The sequence below is a fragment of the Planomicrobium stackebrandtii genome, assembly GCF_030814955.1.
Lineage (GTDB): Bacteria > Bacillota > Bacilli > Bacillales_A > Planococcaceae > Planococcus > Planococcus stackebrandtii.
Window position 1 is genome coordinate 214,606 of record NZ_JAUSWB010000007.1, and the last position, 20,789, is coordinate 235,394.

Below are 20,789 nucleotides of genomic sequence, written 5' to 3' on the forward strand. Positions count from 1 at the left end.
CTGCTATGATTAGAGAAGCAATTATAAGGAGTGATATTTGATGAGCATGGATTTTAATTTCCTAATGAATGATATAACTACACAAGCCCGCCAGGAATTGATCGACGGTGGATATACACAGCTTGAAACAGCTGAAGCGGTAAATGAAGCATTTTCACAAAAAGGCACAAGCCTTGTCATGGTCAACTCTGTATGCGGATGCGCAGGCGGCATTGCACGTCCGGCAGCTTTGCATTCAATCCATTACGACAAACGCCCAGATAACTTGTTCACTGTTTTTGCTGGACAGGACAAGGAAGCGACTGCTCAAGCACGCGCAATTTTCGGTGATGACCACTTGCCGTCTTCTCCATCATTCGTCTTTTTAAAAGATGGGAAAATGGTTGACGAAATTGGCCGCCACGAAATCGAAGGCCACGATCCAATGTCTGTAATCACTCATATCCAAGCAATATTCGAACAGCATTGCGACGAAGTTTAAGAAGGAATGCCTCTTTTGGGGGCATTTTTTTCATGTCAAAATTTGGAGGGGACAATGAAGCTGAATCTAAAGCCTTTTTCCATTGGGTATCGAACGATGAAAACCGCATTGGGCGTGGCAATCGCGATTTATATTGCGCAGCTGCTGCAGCTCGACTACTATGTTTCTGCTGGTATTTTGACTATCCTCTGTATACAACCGACAAAGAAAAAATCAATTTGGGCAGCTTTTTCACGCTTTATCGCCAGTTTGATCGGGATCTTATACGCATTTATCTTTTTTGAAGGAATCGCTTATCACCCGATTATGATCGGTATCCTCATTGTCCTCTTTATTCCATTACTGGTGACGCTGCGGTTCCAGGACGGTTTTGTCTCAAGTTCCGTTATCCTTCTGCATTTATACGATGCCAAAAACTTGAATTTTGATTTGCTTGTCAATGAACTGATTTTGATGCTGGTAGGGTTTGGTACGGCATTGGCAGTCAATATGTACATGCCAAGCATCGAGAAGAAGCTGGCAAATTACCGCCATGAAATTGAAAATTTATATGCATCCATATTCCGCGAAATTGCCGTCTATTTGCGTGAAGGGGAATCAGCCTGGAGCGGCAAGGAACTGATGGAAGCCCGAAAACTGCTGGAGAGTGCCAAAGCTTTAGCTTACCAGGATGTTGAAAATCATATTACACGGCACGAAAATAAATATTATCATTATTTTGAAATGCGGGAACAGCAACTTGAGATCATCGAACGCATTTTGCCGAAGATTACAGCTCTGCCGGTAATCGTGGACCAAACGGATCTGGTAGCCGATTTCCTGGAAGATTTATCGGAACATGTTCACTCAGGCAATACCGCATACCGCTATATTTCAAAACTGGACAAAGTCAAAGAAAACTTTGCCGAATTGCCTTTGCCGGATAGCCACGAAAAATTTCTGGCAATGGCCGAACTCTATCAGGTCATTCACGAAATGGAATCCTACCTGGAGATCAAGCAATCCTATAAAGGATTTCATACAAGAAAAGCGGAAGCGCCCATGTAGCTCTGCCGGGCATAAGACGAACCAGCGAAGTGGCGCATTTTGCCACACAGCACGAAAAGTGAAAGTGCCTGTTCAGCTCTGACAGATGTAAGACGATCTGGCGAAGCGGCGTGTTTTCAGCCGCACAGCCAGATTGGCTTACATCCCGAAGAGCTAGGCACTGCAACTGGACACCTGGGTTGGCTTATGACCTAAAGAGCTGGGCGCTAGAGTCTGGACAATGAAGAAAAGCGGAAGCGCCCGTGTAGCTCTGACGGGCATAAGACAGACATAATCTTAAATAAAAAGCAGCAAGAGCTCAAGGCTCTTGCTGCTTTTTAATTCTATTAAATTACAAAGCTTAATCCCATCAATAAACTTGATAACAGCATGATGGCGATCATTGCGTAGACGATAAACTTACGGAAAGCGGCATTTCTCATCAGTGGAAAACTCCTTTTTCAATCAGGTCTATGTGCAAATCATATCATATTTTCATGGAGAGTTGAAGAGACATGCTGACTGTTTTCCAAATATTCGCTAACAGCTAGAGTTTTCGACAGCGAATCTGTACAATAAGAGAGAAGTCAAAAAAGGAAGTGAAAAGGATGAAGAAAGTAGATCATATCGGAATCGCTGTGCGGGATTTGAATGCTGTCCTTCCTTACTACACGGACACACTTGGGCTCCCGCTAATGAAAATTGAAGAAGTGGAAACGCAGAAAGTGCGTGTCGCGTTTATCGATGCCGGCAACGTCAAACTGGAGCTGCTGGAACCAATGGATGATGAAAGCGCCATCTTTAAATTTCTGGAGAAAAAAGGCGAAGGCATCCACCACATTGCGTTTGGCGTTGAAAACATCGAACAGCGCATGGAAGAGCTGCGCGACAACGGCGTTCGCCTGCTGAGCGACAAGCCTAATCCGGGTGCCGGAGGAGCTATGGTGGCATTTTTGCATCCGAAATCATCGAACGGGGTATTATACGAACTTTGTGAAAAAGAGTGATTGGGAGTGGGAAAATGGACATTTACGAAAGAATCAATGAATTGTACGACCGCAAGCGTGAAATCGAGCTGGGCGGCGGCGAAGAACGCATTGCCAAACAACATGAAAAAGGCAAGCTGACAGCACGTGAGCGCATTGATTTATTGCTTGATGAAGATTCTTTTGTCGAGTTGAGCCCTTTTGTAGAACATCGCACGACGGATTTCGGCATGGCCAAAGGACCTGGAGAAGGCGTTGTGACCGGATACGGCAAAGTAAATGGCAGACCCATTTACTTGTTTTCGCAGGATTTTACCGTTTTCGGTGGAGCTCTAGGTGAAATGCATGCAAAAAAAATTGCCAATGTCATGGACTTGGCGGCGCGCAACGGTGCGCCGTTTATCGGTTTGAACGATTCCGGCGGTGCGCGTATCCAAGAAGGCGTCCTGTCACTTGATGGCTATGGCCAAATTTTCTACCGCAATTCCATTTATTCAGGTGTCATCCCGCAAATTTCTGTCATTATGGGACCTTCTGCAGGCGGTGCGGTTTATTCGCCCGCTATTACGGATTTTGTTTTCATGGTTGATAAAACGAGTCAAATGTTCATTACAGGTCCGAAAGTCATCGAAACTGTCACAGGTGAAAAAATTTCCTCTGAGGATCTTGGGGGATCGAGAGTACATACAGCAATCAGTGGGAACGCCCACTTCCGCGGCGAATCTGAACAAAAAGTACTGGAAATGGTCCGTCAACTGATCAGCTATTTGCCGCAAAACAATACAGAAATGCCGCCGCGCCTTGACGGCGGAGAAGATGACGATTACCGGCCAGATCTGGCTGATGTCGTTCCATATGAAGCAATTCGCCCTTACGATGTCCGGAAAGTGGTTGAGCAAGTGGTGGACAGGGACAGCTTTATGGAAGTGCAGCCTGAATTTGCCCGCAATATTGTGGTGGGCCTTGCGCGCATCAAAGGTGAAACAGTCGGACTTGTCTGCAACCAGCCAAAAGTTATGGCAGGCGGGCTTGATATTGATTCTTCCGATAAGGCAGCCCGTTTTATCCGGTTCTGTGATTCGTTCAACATTCCGCTGATTACGTTCGAAGACGTTACCGGATTTTTCCCGGGCATCAAGCAGGAGCATGGAGGCATCATCCGCCACGGGGCGAAAATTCTGTATGCCTATTCGGAAGCGACTGTCCCTAAAATGACAGTTATTCTTCGGAAAGCTTATGGGGGTGCATATGTAGCGCTGAATTCCAAATCGATCGGTGCCGACTTGGTGTATTCATGGCCAAATGCGGAAATCGCAGTGATGGGACCCAATGGCGCTGCTAATATCATTTTTGCCCGTGAAATCGCAGCAAGCGACAATCCGGAAGAAACACGTGCAGCAAAAATTGAAGAATACCGAGTGAAATTCGCCAACCCATATGTTGCGGCAGCACAGGGAATGGTCGATGATGTCATCGATCCGCGCGAAACCCGCATCAAACTAATTCAGGCATTAGAAATGATGCGCAATAAAAAAGATACACGGCCAGCCAAAAAACACGGCAATATGCCGCTGTAAGTATAGAAGAGGTGCTTTGGATGAATAACGAAAGATTGATGAACGAATTTTTGGAATTGCTTCAAATAGATTCTGAAACCAAACACGAAGGTGAAATCGCAGCAATCCTGCAAACCAAATTGGAAGCGATGGGCTTTCATGTAGCGATTGACGAATCCGCGGCAGTTACCGGCCACGGTGCAGGCAATATCATCGCTACGCTGCGCGGTACACTGAGCGAAGTTCCGGCTATTTATTTTACGGTTCATATGGACACAGTTACACCGGGTGTTGGCGTCAAACCTGAAATTCGTGATGGCTATGTCTACTCGGACGGTACGACCATACTGGGAGCAGACGACAAAGCCGGCATAGCGGCTTTGTTTGAAATGATCCGTGTGCTTCAGGAACAGCAAATTGAACACGGTGATATTCAATTAGTAATTACGGCTGGAGAAGAAAGCGGTTTGGTTGGCGCGAAGGAACTGGACTCGTCTCTATTGATTGCCAAATATGGCTATGCGGTGGACAGCGATGGCAAAGTGGGCGGCATCGTGACGGCAGCCCCGAATCAGGCGAAATTGTGGACGACCATCCACGGGAAAACAGCGCATGCAGGCGTGGCGCCTGAAAAAGGCATTTCGGCTATCACCATCGCCGCCAAAGCAATCGCAAAAATGACGCTTGGCCGCATTGATGAGGAAACAACAGCTAATATCGGCCGTTTTGAAGGCGGAAGAGCCACTAATATCGTCTGCGACGAAGTCAATATTCTATCGGAAGCGCGTTCGATCAGCGAAGACAAACTGGCAAGTCAAACCACCCATATGGAGTCTGTTTTTGAACAAATGGCAGAGAAAATGGGTGGACGTGCAGAAACGGAAGTCAAGCTCATGTATCCAGGATTTCATTTTGACGATATGGATCCAGTTGTGGAAATTGCCCAAAAAGCAGCAACAAAAATTGGCCGCCCGTCACCGGTCCTGACAAGCGGCGGCGGCAGCGATGCCAATATCTTTAACGGTTTTGGCATCCCAACTGTCAATCTATGTGTCGGTTATGAAGAAATCCATACCAAAAATGAGCGCATGCCGATCGAGGAACTTGAAAAATTGACCGAATTGCTCGTAGAAATCGTCAAAGAATCAGCCCTGAACTAAATAATTGGAGTTGCAGGAAAGAGGGAACAGGATGTATGTTCCCTCTTTTTTTGATACACTGAAAGAAAACGGAAAGAAGAGCGATTTTCATGGCCAGCCGAATCATCTTCCATATTGATATGAATAGTTTTTATGCGTCTGTCGAACAATCGCATAACCCTGAGTTGAAGGGTAAAGCGATTGCAATTGCTGGCAATCCAAAAGAACGGAGAGGCATCATTGTCACCTGTTCTTATGAAGCACGGGCACATGGCATCTACACCACCATGCAGGTACATGAAGCCAAGCGGAAATATCCGGATCTTCTGCTCCTACCGCCGAACTTTGAACGCTACCGGGCCGCATCCAAAGCGATATTTGAAATTTTGCGTTCCTATACAGAAATGGTGGAACCGGTATCGATTGATGAAGGGTATGTAGATGTTACTGAATTGGCCGAACAGCGGCATGCGTTGGAAATCGCGGACGAAATTCAGCAGCGCCTGCTTGCTGAGTTGGATCTGCCCTGTTCGATCGGCATTGCTCCCAACAAGTTTCTGGCTAAAACGGCTTCAGACATGAAAAAGCCGCTTGGCATAACGGTTTTGCGAAAACGCGACATTAAGGCTATGTTGTGGCCAAAGCCGGTGATTGAGATGCATGGCATCGGCGAAAGTACGGCTGCACGGCTGAAAAGCTTGAAAATCGAAACCATCGGTGAATTGGCCGCAGCAAACGAAGGATTGGTCAAAGAAAAGATGGGGAAAAATGGCATACGCCTGCAAGCTCGCGCTAATGGAGTCGATGACAGGCCGGTAGATCCCGATTCAATCTATGACACAAAAAGCGTCGGTACTTCCACCACTTTGCCTGTGGATGAAACGGATGAACAAAACCTGAAAGCATTGTTTCGCCAGCTCAGTGAAAAAGTGGCCAATCGCCTGGAGGCAAAAGAACTGGCAGGTCCAACTGTCAGCATCCAGACGCGCAGTTCGGATTGGAAAAACAGAACCCGCAGCGTCACTCTGAATAATACCGTCTGGAAAGCAGATGACATACACCGGAACGCCTGGCAGCTATTCACTAAGCATTGGAACGGGGAGCCTCTGAGGCTGATCGGCGTCACGGTGTCGAATGTTGCCGATAAAGGCGATATGACAGAACAGTTGTCGATTTTTAATTTTCAGGAGCACGCACGCGAAGAACCGATTCTTGATTTGATGTCCCAACTGGAAAGCCGATTTGGCAAAAGTGTCTTGACGCGTGGAACAAAAATCAAAAAAGCAAATTATGATTCGAAAACAAGTTTCAGCAAAGATTTTCTGGACGATCATGAAAGAAAGTAGGGAAAGCATGCAATTATTATTTCTGGGCACCGGTGCCGGAATGCCATCTAAACAACGCAATACTTCTGCGCTGGTGCTGAAACTGCTTGAAGAGCGGGGAACGGTTTGGCTGTTCGACTGTGGAGAAGCAACTCAGCACCAGATTCTTCATACGACCGTAAAGCCGCGAAAAATCGAAAAGATTTTCATCACCCATTTGCATGGGGACCATATTTTCGGTTTGCCCGGTTTGCTTGGATCCCGTTCATTCCAGGGCGGCGACGAAATGCTGGACATTTACGGCCCTGCGGGAATCAAAGAATTTATAGAAATGACCTTATCGCTAAGCCGAACCCATTTGACGTATACGATCGCCTATCATGAGCTGTCAGAAGGCATGCTGTTTGAAGATGGGCTCATGACAGTAGAGACTCGGTTGCTGAACCACGTCATCCCATCATATGGCTTTCGCATCACCCAAAAGCCGTTGCCGCCGAAACTGCTGGTCAACAAGGCGCTGGCGCTTGGCGTCCCCAAAGGTCCGATGCTGGCCAGATTGAAGAACGGGGAAGATGTGGAAATCGCGGACGGGCAGTGGGTTCGGAGCGGGGATGTGACAGAACCGGAAGAGCCTGGATTTATCGTCACAATTCTGGGGGATACCCGTTTTTGCGAAGCAGCTGTCGCACTGGGCCGAAATGCAGACGTTTTGGTTCATGAAGCGACGTTTGATGGAAACTCCAAAAAAATGGCAGGTGAATATGGCCATTCAACTGTTTACGATGCAGCGGAAACAGCCCGTTTAGCCGGTGCTGATACCTTGATCATGAACCACATCAGCGCCCGTTTTTTGCCGGAAGACGACAAACTGCTGCTCAAGCAAATGAAGGAAATTCATCCGCGGGGATTTATCGCCCACGATTTCGCCGAATTCGACTGGGTGCAGCAGGACAAAAAAATTAGGAAAAAACAGGTAAGCCGTCCTTAAAAGATGGCTTTTTTTAGTAAATGCTAAAATTATTTATGGAAATAATAGAACATACGTTCTTTTTGTGATAAAATAAAGTTACAGCTGTATGAGGGCGGTTTGGCCATTCCCCAGGAAAGGGGGTGGTAACATGACCATCACAGAATCATTCGGTCTCGTTTTTACGAGCATCGGGTTGACGATCAGCGCATTGACACTCGTCATTTCCATGATTTTGGTCATAAACAAAAAAAAATAACCGTCCCATGTGGCGTGGAATGACGGTTATTTTTAAGCCTGTATTCCAGCCAACCGCTCTCGTGGCGGCATACAGCTGGCCGAATGCTTACGCATTCGGTTTTTTTACGTTACCTTTAGTATACTAAATCTGAATTATTTTGCAACCGCCTTATACCCACCCGCGCTCATACGGCACTGGAGCCGTGATATCGGCATTTAGCTCCTTGGCAGCGGTGTAAGCCCAGTATGGATCACGAAGCAATTCACGGGCAAGGAAGACCATATCCGCGCGGTTATTTTGAAGTATTTCCTCTGCCTGCGGGGGACTGGTAATCAAACCAACCGCTCCTGTCGCTATCGGTGTGTGCGTTTTAATAGTTTCTGCAAAAGGCACCTGATAGCCAGGGTAGACAGAAATTTTTGCGGGAACGACAGCACCGGAGCTGACATCAATCAAATCTACGCCCTGCTGCTTCATCCATTGGCACATTTCCACATACTGTTCCGGTGTCATGCCGCCTTCGCTGTGATCATGTGCTGAGATTCGGACAAACAGCGGACCGCTCCATGCTTCATTGACTGCATCAATGACTTGGCCCAAAAGGCGGTAGCGGTTTTCTGCGCTGCCGCCATATTCGTCGGTGCGTTTGTTTGTCAAAGGAGACAGGAACTGATTGATCAAATAACCATGTGCCGCATGAAGTTCGATGACATCAAAGCCTGCTTTTTTTGCGCGGATGGCGCCATTTTTAAATGCCATAATTGTTTGTTCGATATCTTTGAAAGACATTTCTTTGGGTGTTTTGTAATTTTCATCAAACGCGATGGCACTTGCCGAGTAAATCTCACCTTCAATCGTCGCTTTTCTGCCAGCGTGAGCCAACTGAATGCCAGTTTTGGCACCGTTTTGCTGCATCAAACGAACAATTTCTGCCTGGCCCGCGATATGGCTGTCATCCCAGATGCCAAGATCCCTGGATGAAATACGCCCTTCAGGCTGGACCGCCGTTGCTTCGGTGATGATGAGGCCGACGCCTCCCACAGCACGAGTCGGGTAATGGATACGATGCCAGTCGGTTACTTGGCCGTCTTCCAGGTCACTTTGGTACATGCACATCGGCGCCATGACAATGCGGTTTTTAAAAATGGTTTGTTTTATTTCATAAGGTTCAAATAACTTCGCCATCAAACATCCTCCTCACAGGTATACAACTCTAAAGTATACAGAAGAATTTATTTAAATTCTTTTCCGAGCTCTTTTGACCGCTCAGAAGCCCGGGTTACGCATTCGCCAACGGTTTCTTTAAAGTGATTTTCCTCGAGAGAGCGCAATCCTGCCGCAGTTGTACCATTCGGGCTGGTTACTTTTTTGCGCAGCTCAGCAAAATCTTCCTGCTGCAGCATTTCGGCTGCACCCGCAAAAGTTTGGCGCACCAGTTTTTTTGCATCGGCGCTGGACAGGCCATTGGCTATAGCGGCCTCGGTCATCGCCTCTGCAAAATAGTAGATATAAGCGGGACCGCTGCCGGCAACGCCTGTCACAGCATGCAATTGTTCTTCTTCTACAACGGTTACGCTGCCGATCGAAGACAGCAGATTCCGCAGTTCATGCTGCTGTTCTTTCGACACATGCTTGCTCCATGCCACGCCTGTTGCAGACTTGCCGATTTTGGCCGATGTATTCGGCATGGCACGTGCCACCGGAAAATTCCCGACATGTTTTTGGATGGTTTCGATTGAAACGCCGGCTGCGACCGATAAGATGACCGTATTGCCAGATAGCTTGTCTTTAATGCCGCTCAGTGCTGCTTCTACATCTTTAGGTTTCATCGCGAGCAAAACAAAATGAGCATCTTTCAACTCAGTTTTTTCGGCGCAGACAATATTAACCCCATATTCATCGCTTAAAAACTCCAAGCGGTCTTGATCTGATCGGTTCATCACCGATATTTCTTCCGGTTTCATAATTCGTTTATTGATCCAGCCGTGGATCATGGACTCAGCCATCGATCCGGCTCCTACGCAGACTATTTTCATGTTATTCACTCTCTTTCCTCAAATTAAAAAGCGCATTCATCCCTGTTTATACAAGGACGAAAACGCTTTGTTTCCGCGGTACCACCTAAGTTTGCCATAAAGACACCACTCGATATCCATAACGCGGACTAACGGCCGTGTTTTCACGGCAGCTCAAAAGAAGGTTCCACAAAGGAGAGGGGGTGCGCATCTCAGCTGCAGCGGCACTCTCTTAGCACCATCACTCCGTGTACTGGCCTTTTATCTTCGCTCACATATGTTACTGAATTATAGAGGATAGACCGGCTTCTTGTCAAACTGCGTAAAGGAGTGACGGCATCCTGATTTCCATGTATGATAGATGAATAGTGATTCATTTGGAGGAGATGGCATTTTGACTTTACATAAGATTATTATTCCCACGCCGTTTGCAGTTGGAGACGTAAACTCCTATTTGCTGAAAGGCGATTTGTTGACTTTGATTGATGCCGGGCCGAAAACCCCGGAAGCTTGGCTGGCCATCAAAGCCGGACTCAAGGAATTTGGTGTAGAACCTGGTGACATTGAACAAGTTGTGCTGACCCATCATCACCCTGATCACGCCGGATGGGTGGATGGTTTTGAAAATGCAAAATTATATGGGCATCCGTATAATGATCTGTGGCTTCGCCGCGATCAAGGTTTTTTTGAGTATCATGATGCATTCTACATGGAGCGGTTGAAAGAAGAAGGAGTGCCGGGCGACCTGGAATTTTGGGTGAAAAAAATGAAACGGCCCTTAAACTTGATGGGCAGCAGGCCTTTGGATATGGCGATCAATGAAGGAGATGTCTTGCCGGGCCACCCGGAATGGCAAGTTCTCGAAACGCTTGGCCATGCACAGAGCCATTTATCGTTCTGGAACAAAGAGACGCGTGAAATGATTGGCGGCGATCACGTCATCGCTAAAGTATCGTCTAACCCATTGATCGAACCGCCGCTCGACCCAGCACAGGGACGCCCAAAATCACTCCTCCAGTACAACGCTTCTCTTAGCCGGCTGCTAAAAATGCCGATTGATGTAATATACAGTGGGCATGGGGAAGAAGTACACAATGTAAATGAGCTGATTACCAACCGTTTGGCAAAGCAGCATCAGCGGGCTATGAAAGCCCTCGGCATGATTGGCGAAAGACAGCTCACAGTCTATGAACTGACAAAAGAATTGTTTGCTCATGCATATGAAAAGGAATTGGGATTGACTTTATCCGAGACGATCGGACAGATTGATTACCTGCTGGAAGAAGGCTTGATTTCCGAGCGTTTAGGGGATGACGGCATCTTCTACTATAATAAGGTATAAACTCAATGCTGATAATTGCAACTCTTCTGTACAACAGGTAAAATTAGGCTGTCAGTTTTAATACATCACGAATTCACAGGAAAAGGATTGAGTAGCTTTGAAAAAATGGAGTTTATTTTTAGCCGGCGTCTTGTTGCTTGCCGCATGTTCAAACGAAGAAGCCGAACCGGCTGAAACTGAAGAAGCGGATGAAACAGAAATGGCCGTAGAACAGCAAGGCATGACTGAAGAAGGATTTATTACGCAAGTCAGCGGAGAAGACATTTTGGTCAACAGCATTTATTTCAGCATTCCTGAAGATGTCAATGTCCAGTTCAGCGATGGCGCTGAAACGACTGAAGGTGAAATTCGCGATATCCGTACGGGCATGAAAGTCAGCATGGATTATCAGGGACCGCTCGCGGAATCTTTCCCGATGCAAGGGGAAGCAGAAACCATCACCATCCTGACAGATGAGGATTCCGTCAAACAATCTGATGCGCTTGAAGCGTTCATCAATCAGGAGCAATTGCCGAGATTGATCATGATGGGTCAGCCAATTGTGCGCGATAACGAAATCGGTTTTTTGTTCAGCAATATGGAAACCGGAGAAGTCTCGGAAGTGCGGATTGATCTTGATACTCATGAATATACAATTGGTGGAGAACCAAGCGAATAAAAAATCAAAAGCGGCCATTGCCGCTTTTTTTCATGAAAAATTATGATTGTATCTCTTGCACTCGACAAATATCCATGATATAGTTTGTATATTCATTTCGAACATTGCATAAAAATACATTGGAGGTTTTCATATTGAATAAAAAGATTGTACTCGCATACTCAGGTGGATTAGATACATCGGTGGCCATTCCGTGGCTGAAAGGACAAGGCTACGACGTCGTCGCTGTTTGCCTGGATATCGGGGAAGGCAAAGATTTGGACTTTATCAAACAAAAAGCGCTTCAAGTTGGAGCGGTTGAAAGTTATATGATTGATGCGAGAGATGAATTTGCGGATGAATATGCATTAATCTCATTGCAGGCACATACGCTTTACGAAGGCAAATATCCATTGGTATCTGCACTGTCACGTCCGTTGATTTCGAAGAAATTGGTCGAAATCGCTGAAGCGACTGGATCAACTGCTGTAGCACATGGCTGCACAGGTAAAGGCAATGACCAGGTGCGTTTTGAAGTTTCCATCAAATCATTGAATCCGAACCTGGAAGTCGTAGCACCGGTACGTGCTTGGGCTTGGTCACGTGACGAAGAAATCGCTTATGCCAAAGAGCATAACATTCCGATCCCTGTGAATTTGGACAGCCCGTTCTCAATCGACCAAAACCTATGGGGCCGTGCAAATGAATGTGGCGTCCTGGAAGATCCATGGGCAACGCCGCCGGAAGAAGCTTATGACATCACCTCTTCATTGGAAAACACACCGGATACACCGGATATTGTCGAAATTGAATTCGTCAATGGTGTTCCAACTCAATTGAATGGCGTTTCGTACTCATTCTCTAAATTAATCCTTGAACTGAATGAAATCGCGGGCAAACACGGTGTGGGAAGAATTGACCATATTGAAAACAGATTGGTCGGCATCAAATCCCGTGAAATCTATGAAGCTCCTGCCGCAATGACTTTAATTGCAGCACACAAAGAACTGGAAGACATCACGTTGGTAAAAGAAATGGCCCATTTCAAACCGGTCATCGAAAAGAAATTAACCGAACTGATCTATGAAGGTCTTTGGTTCTCTCCACTGCGTATCGCATTGGAAGCCTTCCTGAAAGAAACACAGGTTTTTGTCAACGGAACGGTACGTGTAAAACTGTTTAAAGGACATGCGATCATCGAAGGCCGTAAGTCACCAAACTCTCTGTACAGCGAGCAATTGGCAACTTATTCTACAGATGATACATTCAACCATGAATCCGCAGTCGGCTTTATCGAATTATGGGGCCTTCCGACAGTCGTCAATGCAATGGTCAACAAGAAAGAAGTTGCGGTTCCAGAAGAATTGAAAGAGAAGGTGAAATCATGACCAAACTGTGGGGCGGCCGTTTTCAAAAATCGGCCGAACAGTGGGTCGATGAGTTCGGTGCTTCAATTTCCTACGATCAAAAATTGGTAATGGAGGATCTGGAAGGCAGCACAGCGCATGTAAAAATGCTGGCGGCCTGCCAGATTCTTTCTGAAGAAGATGGAGCGCTGATCTTATCCGGTCTTGAAACGCTGAAACAAAAAGCGCGAGACGGCGATTTGGAATATAGCGTATCCAACGAAGACATCCACTTAAACTTGGAAAAACATTTAATCGACGAAATTGGTCCGATCGGCGGCAAGCTGCACACGGCCAGAAGCCGCAATGATCAGGTAGCAACAGATATGCATTTGTATTTGAAAAACCGTGTCCAGGAGATTATTGAAGCCATTACGGCTTTCCAGGATGCCATCGTAACGCAGGCAGAAACGCATGTGGAAACGATTGTACCGGGCTATACTCACCTTCAGCGTGCCCAGCCGATTTCATTCGGCCATCACTTGATGACGTATTTCTGGATGCTCCAGCGCGACAAGGAGCGGTTGGCGGAATCGCTGAAACGCATTGATATTTCCCCGCTTGGAGCGGGGGCAATGTCAGGTACAACCTTCCCAATTGACCGTGAAATGTCAGCTGAGCTATTGGGCTTTTCAACTGTTTACCAAAACAGTTTGGATGCTGTCAGCGATCGCGACTTTATTCTTGAATTTCTCAGCAATTCCTCCATGCTAATGATGCACTTGTCGCGTTTTGCCGAGGAAATCATCCTTTGGTCAAGCGAAGAGTTCCGTTTTATCGAGCTGGATGATACCTTCTCGACAGGATCAAGCATCATGCCGCAAAAGAAAAATCCCGATATGGCGGAACTGATCCGCGGAAAGACCGGACGCGTCTACGGCAATTTGTTTGGCTTGCTGACGACGTTGAAAGGGCTGCCGCTGGCTTACAACAAAGACATGCAGGAAGACAAAGAAGGCATGTTTGATACGGTCCACACCTTGATGGGGTCATTGCCGATCTTCGAAGGCATGATCCGCACCATGACGGTACGCACGGATTCCATGGAAAAAGCCGTGCATTCCGATTTCTCCAATGCGACGGAATTGGCGGATTACTTGGCTGCCAAAGGCATGCCGTTCCGCGAAGCGCATGATGTGACCGGGAAACTGGTTTTCACATGCATCCAGCGCGGGTATTTCCTAAAAGACCTGCCGCTCGCTGATCTCCAGGAAGCGAGTCCACTGATCGATGAAGACATTTACAATACATTGATGCCGAGAACTGCAGTAGAGAGAAGAAACTCACTGGGCGGCACAGGTTTTGAACAAGTACATCATCAATTGGGACTTGCCAAGCAACTCATCGGGTAAAAAGTCCATACTATAAAGCCGCCGCGGTTGGTACCCGCTGTCGGTCAATAAAAGCCAATTTTCCTCATCCCCTATGGAAAATTGGCTTTTATTTTTTTTTGTCTTTTTTCAGAATGAATTGTGCATTAGCAGTTCTCTTTTTTGGAGTATCCTCCCCTTCATCCGAAAGACTGATTTATTTTGCAAATCGAAATATTCTCTTTCCAATAGTTGGCAGGTTTTGCTAAAATAAAGAGAAACTTTGTTCGGTAGGCTTTTCATTTTTCATAGTTTTTTTTACTGTGCTGTGTCTAGGTGCTTGTTATGCTTAACCGTCCATTACGGCTAGAAAAAGTAAAGCTGCTCCGCATCGCCACAGAGTGCAAAGACAAAACAATAAAAACTTTAAACAGCAAGGAGCAAAGGCAATGCGTGTATTTTGGGAGTTGGGCTGGTTTTTTAAGGAACGGAAAGAGCAATACATATTAGGTATATTCCTGCTGCTGATAGTTGCATTTCTCGGTGTGTTGCCTCCACGGATTATTGGATTTGTGGTCGACCGCATCAGCCAGGACACCTTGACGCCGGAATATCTGCTCCAGTGGCTTGGAATTTTGGCAGCGGCAGCTTTGGCAATGTATGTGCTCAGGTATGCATGGCGGCTGCTGATTTTTGGATCGTCCATCCTTTTGGCGCGAAATCTGCGGGAGCGGCTGTTTCAGCACTTCACACAAATGTCTCCCGCTTTTTACCAGAAGCGGCGTGTTGGTGATTTGATGGCCCATGCCACCAATGATTTGCAGGCGGTTCAGCAAACAGCCGGGGCGGGTGTCCTGACGCTTGTGGATTCGATAGCGACAGGAGGCTTTGTCATCGCGGCGATGGCGATCACCATCGATTGGAAGTTGACTTTGATTGTGCTTTTGCCGATGCCGCTGATGGCTTACATGACCAATTATTACGGCAAACTGATGCACCAGCGCTTTCACGGGGCACAGGAAGCATTTTCAGGATTGAACGACAAAACGCAGGAAAGCATTTCCGGAATGAAAGTCATCAAGACTTTTGGCCAGGAGCAGCAGGATATCGAGGATTTCACCAAAATGTCAGAACGGGTGGTGGCTGAAAACATCCGGGTAGCGCGCGTCGACTCCCTTTTTGATCCAACGATTTCTGCAATCATCGGCGTCTGCTATTTTCTGACCATCAGCTTCGGGTCTTATTTCGTTGTGAATGGGGATATGACTATCGGTGATTTGGTTGCTTTTACTGCCTATCTTGGCCTGTTGGTTTGGCCGATGCTGGCGTTCGGCTGGTTGTTCAATATCGTGGAACGCGGACGCGCTTCGTATGACCGCATCCGCTTGCTGCTGGCAGAACCGATCGATATCGATGACCGTAAAGATGCCATTGACGAGGATCCGACAGGCGATTTGACCGTATCGCTCGATCGTTTCCAATTTACCGGAGATCAACGAACGGCGTTGAGAAATGTCCATTTTACAGTGAAGCGCGGCGAAACGCTTGGGATAGCTGGCAAAACAGGTTCCGGGAAATCCGCCATCCTCCGTTTGCTGCTGCGTGAATTTGATAATTACGAAGGTTCGATCTTGTTTGGCGGCAACTCAATCGACAGCTTTAAAAAGCAGCGGTTGAGGCAGGCAATCGGCTATGTTCCCCAAGACCATTTCTTGTTTTCTACCAGCATAGCCGGAAATATTGCTTTTGCACGTCCGGATGCCAGCTTGCAGAGTGTTCAGGAAGCGGCTGCACTTGCCCATATCCATGAAGACATCCTGAACTTTACAGACGGCTATGCAACGATGGTCGGGGAACGCGGTGTATCGTTGTCAGGCGGGCAAAAACAGCGTATTTCCATTGCACGGGCACTCATGACAAAGCCTGAATTGCTGATTTTAGATGATTCCTTATCTGCTGTAGATGCCAAAACAGAAGAGGCCATTTTAAAAGCATTGAAAAAAACCCGCACGGGAAAAACCACCATCATTACCTCTCACCGGTTGAGCGCTATTCAGCATGCCCATCAAATCCTGGTAATGGACGGGGGCACGGTTGCCGAAATCGGTTCACATGAAGAGTTGATGAGGAAAAAAGGGCGCTATTATGAAATGTACGAGCTTCAGCAATTAGAAGCGCTCGTCGAACAGGGAGGTGAGGCATAGTGCTGGCCAAAGAAACAGTAAAACAAAAGGAATTGACTGGAAGAGACCAGTGGATCGTCTTCAAGCGTTTGCTGAAATATTTGGCACCGCATAAAAGGATGCTGGCACTGGCGATGGGCCTGCTGATCTTGACTGTGCTGGGCGATGTACTCGGACCCTTGCTCATCAAAATTTTTATCGATGACTATTTGACGCCCGGAAGTTTTCCAACCGGTCCAATCGCTGGATTGGCAATTGCTTACCTGTTTATCCAAACATCCAATGTCATCATCAGCTATTTTCAGCTGCTGAAGTTTCAGGAAGCGGCATTGAAAATCATCCAGCAGCTGCGGATCGATGTTTTCACGAAAGTGCAGGGGCTCGGTATGCGCTATTTTGACCAAACTCCTGCCGGAGGCATTGTGTCGCGTGTTACCAATGATACCGAAGCCATCAAGGAAATGTTTGTCACCGTTCTTATCGGCTTTATTCAAAGTGCGTTCTTGATTGTCGGGGTCTACATCGCTATGTTTTTCCTCAACGTCCGCTTGGCGCTCATCACATTAATGCTGCTGCCGATTCTTGGCTGGATCATTTATTTGTACCGGAAATACAGCTCGGTGTTTTACCAGGATCTGCGGGAGCGTCTGGGGCAATTAAATGCCAAGCTATCCGAATCGGTACAAGGCATGGGCATGATCCAGGCTTTTGGCCAGGAAACGCGCCTCAAGGACGAGTTTAATAGGATCAACGATAAGCACTGGCAGGCGGGCAAACGCAATATCAAAATCGATGGCCTGCTGCTGCGTCCGGCTATCGATCTTGTATATGCACTGGCCTTGATCATGCTGCTGAGCTATTTCGGTGTCACGTCATTTTCGAATACGGTGGAAGTCGGAGTCATCTATGCATTTGTCACGTATATCGACCGCTTTTTCGAACCGATCAATCAAGTGATGCAGCGTTTGTCGATCTTTCAGCAAGCGATTGTGGCTGCATCCCGCGTTTTTCAGCTGTTGGATGAAGAGGAAAAAACACCCCGTCAATTGGATCATGCGGCAGAAATCACAGAAGGTAAAATTGAATTCTGCAATGTCAGCTTTTCTTACGATGGCCAGGCAGACGTCCTGAAAAATATTTCTTTTACAGCTTGGCCAGGGCAGACGGTCGCATTGGTTGGCCATACGGGAAGCGGCAAAAGTTCCATTATCAATTTGTTGATGCGTTTCTATGAATTCAACAAAGGAGAAATTTTGATTGACGGTGTTTCAGTTAAAGACTATGAAGCAGCTGAACTACGGAGAAAGATGGGGCTCGTGCTGCAGGATCCGTTCCTGTTTTATGGCACAATCGAAAGCAATATTCGACTTTTTGATCAAACTATTACCGAAGAAGCTGTCCGAACAGCAGCCGAATTTGTACAGGCAAACCATTTTATAGAAGCATTGCCGAATGGCTATAGCCATAAAGTGACCGAGCGGGGATCCACTTTTTCAAGCGGACAACGTCAACTGGTGGCTTTTGCACGCACAATGGCGACTGATCCGAAGATTCTGGTGCTTGATGAAGCAACGGCTAATATCGATACCGAAACAGAAGTAGCGATACAAACAAGCCTTGAACGCATGCGGCTAGGGCGGACAACAATCGCAATCGCGCATCGGCTCAGCACTATTCAAGAAGCTGAACTGATTTTGGTTCTGCATCAAGGAGAAATTGTAGAACGGGGGACACATCAGCAATTGCTTCAGCAGCGCGGCTTATACCATAAAATGTATTTGCTGCAAAACGGTATAGTCGAGTAAAACGGAAGAGCAGCTTAGGTTGTTCTTTTTTTTGCACTAATTCATGTTTCGCAGTGCAACAGAGTCATCAAATGCTAGTTATCACTTACTATGTAACAAACTACAAAAGGTTTTAATAAAAAAACCAAAAACGTAAGCAACAAAAAAAACACATTAAACAAAAAACTAGAATCACTGATTGTGCTCTTCATTGGTGAGCCAATTGTCCACAAAGATTTCACATGCGCAATGGCAGTGTTTTCGGTGGGAATTTGGTAAGATGAGGAGAGCACAGGAAGGAGAATTACCAGTGGCATCAGATATTAATTTATTTTTGGCCTTTGGAGCTGGCTTTTTAAGTTTTATTTCGCCTTGTACACTGCCTTTGTATCCCGCATTTTTATCTTATATAACAGGCATGACGATGGATGAAATTAAAAACGACAAAAAAGTTATGCAACGGCGGGGCATGTTCCACACCTTGTTTTTCCTATTAGGATTTTCAACTATTTTCATTGCACTCGGTTTCAGTACGTCATTCTTCTACGAATGGTTTATCCGCTATGATGAACTGATCCGCCAAGTAGGCGCCATCTTTATCGTCTTGTTCGGCCTAATGATTGTCGGTGTTTTTACTCCGAAGTTTCTTATGCAGGACCGCAAATTTTCGTTTAAAAACCGTCCTTCCGGATTTTTGGGGACATTTGTTATCGGCTTGGCTTTTGCAGCAGGATGGACGCCATGCACGGGTCCGATCACAGCAGCAATTTATGCATTGGCAGCGGCCAATCCAGGGTCGGGCATTTGGTATATGCTGGCATACGTACTCGGTTTTGCTATTCCGTTTTTTGTCTTGTCATTCTTTGTGGCACGCATGGGCTGGCTGCGCAAACATAATCAAAAAATCATGAAGGTAGGCGGCTATGTTATGATTGGAGTCGGCATCCTGTTGTTTTTTGATGGCCTAACGTATTTGATTCGTATCCTGAGCCCATTCTTTGGAGATTTCCAAGGATTTTAAATTGACTTGAAGCAGGTGACAAAGATGGAAACCATTCTAAAGATGGAAGAATACCAATCAAAAATTGGTCAAGAGCAGTCTTTTCTGCTTTTTGTGAAAACGGATAATTGCTCAGTCTGTGAAGGGTTGCGTCCCCAGGTCGAAGCTTTTGAAAAGGACTATAAGCTGCCATTTTACTTAGCGAATGCAGCACAAATACCGGAATTAGCGGGTCAGTTAATGCTTTTCACAGCTCCGGTTGTCCTGCTGTTTCGGCAAGGCAAAGAAATTCATCGTTTTGCCCGATTTGTACCGATTGATGAATTGCGCCGCAGATTGGATGAACAGGAGGGGAATTTAAATGTTTGACCAAATCCCTACTGAAGTTTATTTGATCGTTTCCACCATCGGTGCCTTTGCAATGGGGTTGCTGGCGATGTTTGTCCGCACCAAATCGGCCAAGAAACCGGCCTCGGTCAAGAAGATCATTTTGCCGCCGTTTTTTATGTCGACTGGCGCCTTGATGTTCATTTTCCCATTTTTCCGTGTTGCACCTTTGCAGATTTTCGAAGCACTGGCTGTCGGCATTCTGTTTTCAACAGTCTTGATCTGGACTTCCAGATTTGAAGTCCGTGATGGCGATATTTATTTAAAGCAATCGAAAGCATTTGTCTTTATCTTGTTTGGCTTGTTGCTGGTGCGGGTTCTCGGCAAAGTGGTCTTGAGTTCGAGTATTGATATCGGCGAATTGGCAGGCATGTTTTGGATTTTGGCATTTGGAATGCTTTGGCCATGGCGGCTTTCCATGCTGTGGCAATATAAAAAAATCGCTGCAAAAGATAAAAGCGCTATTCCCACTTAAGGGAATGGCGCTTTTTACTGTTCAAAATACTGTTCGTACGGACGGACATCAATCTCCATCTCTGCCAATTTTTTTCTCAGGAATTTGTGATCGCGTTTTGGAGTTGCCAGAATATAGCCACGGATGATGTGTTCCAGCTTCATCTTTTTGACCTTTTCTTCAAGCATGACCTGTCCGATTCTGCCGGCGATTTTTTGTTTTGCCACCGGCCGGAATAAATCAGGAACGGGCTGCACCAATTCATTCAACATTGCCTTTTCTTCATCGCCCCATAAATGGATGGTTTTATCAACGTAATATTCTTCCCAGTTCAAATCTGAAAGGCCATCTTCTTTCGGCATAGACTTTAGGAACTTTCTGAACATGAAATATCCGCCAATCGCGAAAAGCCCCACCAGCACAACTACCCAGAATAGGATAAACCATAAAAACCAGCCACTCAGTTCCATATTGTTTCACCTCATTTTTCCATTACTTCTATTATAGAAGGGTTTGAAAAAGAATTCATTAAAAATGTATCTCTTTTTTC

20 protein-coding genes are annotated in these 20,789 nt (G+C 46.3%); 16 read left to right on the forward strand and 4 right to left on the reverse strand.

Going from position 1 to position 20,789, the window contains the following annotated elements:
- Positions 1 to 40: 40 nt before the first annotated feature.
- Together QOZ98_RS14465 and QOZ98_RS14470 are read left to right on the forward strand one after the other, a co-directional pair.
- Positions 41 to 481, forward strand: a complete 441-nt coding sequence (locus QOZ98_RS14465) for a BrxA/BrxB family bacilliredoxin (protein ID WP_308788097.1) — start codon at positions 41 to 43, stop codon at positions 479 to 481.
- A 54-nt stretch (positions 482 to 535) separates the two neighbouring features.
- Positions 536 to 1,528, forward strand: coding sequence for an aromatic acid exporter family protein (locus QOZ98_RS14470; protein WP_308788098.1), 993 nt, complete (start codon positions 536 to 538; stop codon positions 1,526 to 1,528).
- Positions 1,529 to 1,854: 326 nt separating this feature from the next.
- Here QOZ98_RS14470 and prli42 read toward each other — a convergent pair whose 3' ends face one another.
- Complete coding sequence (gene prli42 / locus QOZ98_RS14475) at positions 1,855 to 1,950, reverse strand: stressosome-associated protein Prli42 (protein ID WP_185960040.1); 96 nt, start codon at positions 1,948 to 1,950, stop codon at positions 1,855 to 1,857.
- A gap of 165 nt (positions 1,951 to 2,115) precedes the next feature.
- Between prli42 and mce the strand changes: the two genes are divergently transcribed.
- From mce to rnz, 5 genes are all read left to right on the forward strand, one after another.
- Positions 2,116 to 2,514, forward strand: coding sequence for a methylmalonyl-CoA epimerase (gene mce, locus QOZ98_RS14480; RefSeq protein WP_308788099.1), 399 nt, complete (start codon positions 2,116 to 2,118; stop codon positions 2,512 to 2,514).
- Positions 2,515 to 2,528: 14 nt separating this feature from the next.
- On the forward strand, positions 2,529 to 4,070 hold the full coding sequence (locus QOZ98_RS14485) for an acyl-CoA carboxylase subunit beta (RefSeq protein WP_308788100.1): 1,542 nt from the start codon (positions 2,529 to 2,531) through the stop codon (positions 4,068 to 4,070).
- A gap of 20 nt (positions 4,071 to 4,090) precedes the next feature.
- The gene (locus tag QOZ98_RS14490; RefSeq protein ID WP_308788101.1) at positions 4,091 to 5,209 is read left to right on the forward strand and encodes a M20/M25/M40 family metallo-hydrolase; all 1,119 of its coding nucleotides are present in this window, start codon (positions 4,091 to 4,093) and stop codon (positions 5,207 to 5,209) included.
- Positions 5,210 to 5,298: 89 nt separating this feature from the next.
- Positions 5,299 to 6,534, forward strand: a complete 1,236-nt coding sequence (locus tag QOZ98_RS14495) for a DNA polymerase IV (RefSeq protein WP_308788102.1) — start codon at positions 5,299 to 5,301, stop codon at positions 6,532 to 6,534.
- Positions 6,535 to 6,541: 7 nt separating this feature from the next.
- Positions 6,542 to 7,501, forward strand: a complete 960-nt coding sequence (gene rnz, locus QOZ98_RS14500; RefSeq protein WP_308788103.1) for a ribonuclease Z — start codon at positions 6,542 to 6,544, stop codon at positions 7,499 to 7,501.
- Between the two features lie 388 nt (positions 7,502 to 7,889).
- Here rnz and namA read toward each other — a convergent pair whose 3' ends face one another.
- Positions 7,890 to 8,906 carry an NADPH dehydrogenase NamA gene (gene namA, locus QOZ98_RS14505; protein WP_308788104.1) on the reverse strand — a complete coding sequence of 339 codons (1,017 nt, stop codon included), beginning with the start codon at positions 8,904 to 8,906 and terminating at the stop codon, positions 7,890 to 7,892.
- 47 nt (positions 8,907 to 8,953) lie between these two features.
- Positions 8,954 to 9,757, reverse strand: coding sequence for a pyrroline-5-carboxylate reductase (gene proC, locus QOZ98_RS14510; RefSeq protein WP_308788105.1), 804 nt, complete (start codon positions 9,755 to 9,757; stop codon positions 8,954 to 8,956).
- A 373-nt stretch (positions 9,758 to 10,130) separates the two neighbouring features.
- On the opposite strand from proC, the gene QOZ98_RS14515 reads away from it, so the two are divergent.
- The 9 genes from QOZ98_RS14515 (at position 10,131) to QOZ98_RS14555 (ending at position 20,260) form a co-directional block, all read left to right on the forward strand.
- Positions 10,131 to 11,078 (forward strand): MBL fold metallo-hydrolase, encoded by a 948-nt coding sequence (locus tag QOZ98_RS14515; protein WP_308788106.1) that lies wholly within the window; start codon positions 10,131 to 10,133, stop codon positions 11,076 to 11,078.
- 97 nt (positions 11,079 to 11,175) lie between these two features.
- The gene (locus QOZ98_RS14520) at positions 11,176 to 11,736 is read left to right on the forward strand and encodes a DUF3221 domain-containing protein (RefSeq protein WP_308788107.1); all 561 of its coding nucleotides are present in this window, start codon (positions 11,176 to 11,178) and stop codon (positions 11,734 to 11,736) included.
- 131 nt (positions 11,737 to 11,867) lie between these two features.
- Positions 11,868 to 13,103, forward strand: coding sequence for an argininosuccinate synthase (locus tag QOZ98_RS14525; protein ID WP_308788170.1), 1,236 nt, complete (start codon positions 11,868 to 11,870; stop codon positions 13,101 to 13,103).
- On the forward strand, positions 13,100 to 14,473 hold the full coding sequence (gene argH / locus QOZ98_RS14530; RefSeq protein WP_308788108.1) for an argininosuccinate lyase: 1,374 nt from the start codon (positions 13,100 to 13,102) through the stop codon (positions 14,471 to 14,473). Before QOZ98_RS14525 ends, argH begins: the two co-directional genes overlap by 4 nt.
- 407 nt (positions 14,474 to 14,880) lie before the next feature.
- Entirely contained in the window at positions 14,881 to 16,635 is a 1,755-nt protein-coding gene (locus QOZ98_RS14535) for an ABC transporter transmembrane domain-containing protein (protein WP_308788109.1), read from the forward strand.
- Positions 16,635 to 18,419 carry an ABC transporter ATP-binding protein gene (locus QOZ98_RS14540; protein ID WP_308788110.1) on the forward strand — a complete coding sequence of 595 codons (1,785 nt, stop codon included), beginning with the start codon at positions 16,635 to 16,637 and terminating at the stop codon, positions 18,417 to 18,419. The genes QOZ98_RS14535 and QOZ98_RS14540 overlap by 1 nt, the downstream gene beginning before the upstream one ends.
- 289 nt (positions 18,420 to 18,708) lie before the next feature.
- Positions 18,709 to 19,419, forward strand: a complete 711-nt coding sequence (locus tag QOZ98_RS14545; protein ID WP_142827907.1) for a cytochrome c biogenesis CcdA family protein — start codon at positions 18,709 to 18,711, stop codon at positions 19,417 to 19,419.
- A 24-nt stretch (positions 19,420 to 19,443) separates the two neighbouring features.
- On the forward strand, positions 19,444 to 19,767 hold the full coding sequence (locus tag QOZ98_RS14550; RefSeq protein WP_308788111.1) for a thioredoxin family protein: 324 nt from the start codon (positions 19,444 to 19,446) through the stop codon (positions 19,765 to 19,767).
- Positions 19,760 to 20,260 (forward strand): CcdC family protein, encoded by a 501-nt coding sequence (locus QOZ98_RS14555; protein WP_308788112.1) that lies wholly within the window; start codon positions 19,760 to 19,762, stop codon positions 20,258 to 20,260. Before QOZ98_RS14550 ends, QOZ98_RS14555 begins: the two co-directional genes overlap by 8 nt.
- Positions 20,261 to 20,274: 14 nt before the next feature.
- Here QOZ98_RS14555 and QOZ98_RS14560 read toward each other — a convergent pair whose 3' ends face one another.
- Positions 20,275 to 20,709 carry a DUF2621 domain-containing protein gene (locus QOZ98_RS14560; RefSeq protein WP_142827912.1) on the reverse strand — a complete coding sequence of 145 codons (435 nt, stop codon included), beginning with the start codon at positions 20,707 to 20,709 and terminating at the stop codon, positions 20,275 to 20,277.
- Between the last annotated feature and the right edge of the window lie 80 nt (positions 20,710 to 20,789).

What these genes read in the sequence shown, in the direction of transcription:
- mce (WP_308788099.1), top strand. Translation starts at nt 2,116, where the DNA reads ATGAAGAAAGTAGATCATATCGGAATCGCTGTGCGGGATTTGAATGCT.
- QOZ98_RS14555 (WP_308788112.1), top strand. Translation starts at nt 19,760, where the DNA reads ATGTTTGACCAAATCCCTACTGAAGTTTATTTGATCGTTTCCACCATC.
- QOZ98_RS14535 (WP_308788109.1), top strand. Translation starts at nt 14,881, where the DNA reads ATGCGTGTATTTTGGGAGTTGGGCTGGTTTTTTAAGGAACGGAAAGAG.
- QOZ98_RS14470 (WP_308788098.1), top strand. Translation starts at nt 536, where the DNA reads ATGAAGCTGAATCTAAAGCCTTTTTCCATTGGGTATCGAACGATGAAA.
- prli42 (WP_185960040.1), bottom strand. Translation starts at nt 1,950, where the DNA reads ATGAGAAATGCCGCTTTCCGTAAGTTTATCGTCTACGCAATGATCGCC.
- rnz (WP_308788103.1), top strand. Translation starts at nt 6,542, where the DNA reads ATGCAATTATTATTTCTGGGCACCGGTGCCGGAATGCCATCTAAACAA.
- namA (WP_308788104.1), bottom strand. Translation starts at nt 8,906, where the DNA reads ATGGCGAAGTTATTTGAACCTTATGAAATAAAACAAACCATTTTTAAA.
- QOZ98_RS14560 (WP_142827912.1), bottom strand. Translation starts at nt 20,709, where the DNA reads ATGGAACTGAGTGGCTGGTTTTTATGGTTTATCCTATTCTGGGTAGTT.
- QOZ98_RS14485 (WP_308788100.1), top strand. Translation starts at nt 2,529, where the DNA reads ATGGACATTTACGAAAGAATCAATGAATTGTACGACCGCAAGCGTGAA.
- proC (WP_308788105.1), bottom strand. Translation starts at nt 9,757, where the DNA reads ATGAAAATAGTCTGCGTAGGAGCCGGATCGATGGCTGAGTCCATGATC.
- QOZ98_RS14550 (WP_308788111.1), top strand. Translation starts at nt 19,444, where the DNA reads ATGGAAACCATTCTAAAGATGGAAGAATACCAATCAAAAATTGGTCAA.
- QOZ98_RS14465 (WP_308788097.1), top strand. Translation starts at nt 41, where the DNA reads ATGAGCATGGATTTTAATTTCCTAATGAATGATATAACTACACAAGCC.
- QOZ98_RS14490 (WP_308788101.1), top strand. Translation starts at nt 4,091, where the DNA reads ATGAATAACGAAAGATTGATGAACGAATTTTTGGAATTGCTTCAAATA.
- argH (WP_308788108.1), top strand. Translation starts at nt 13,100, where the DNA reads ATGACCAAACTGTGGGGCGGCCGTTTTCAAAAATCGGCCGAACAGTGG.
- QOZ98_RS14495 (WP_308788102.1), top strand. Translation starts at nt 5,299, where the DNA reads ATGGCCAGCCGAATCATCTTCCATATTGATATGAATAGTTTTTATGCG.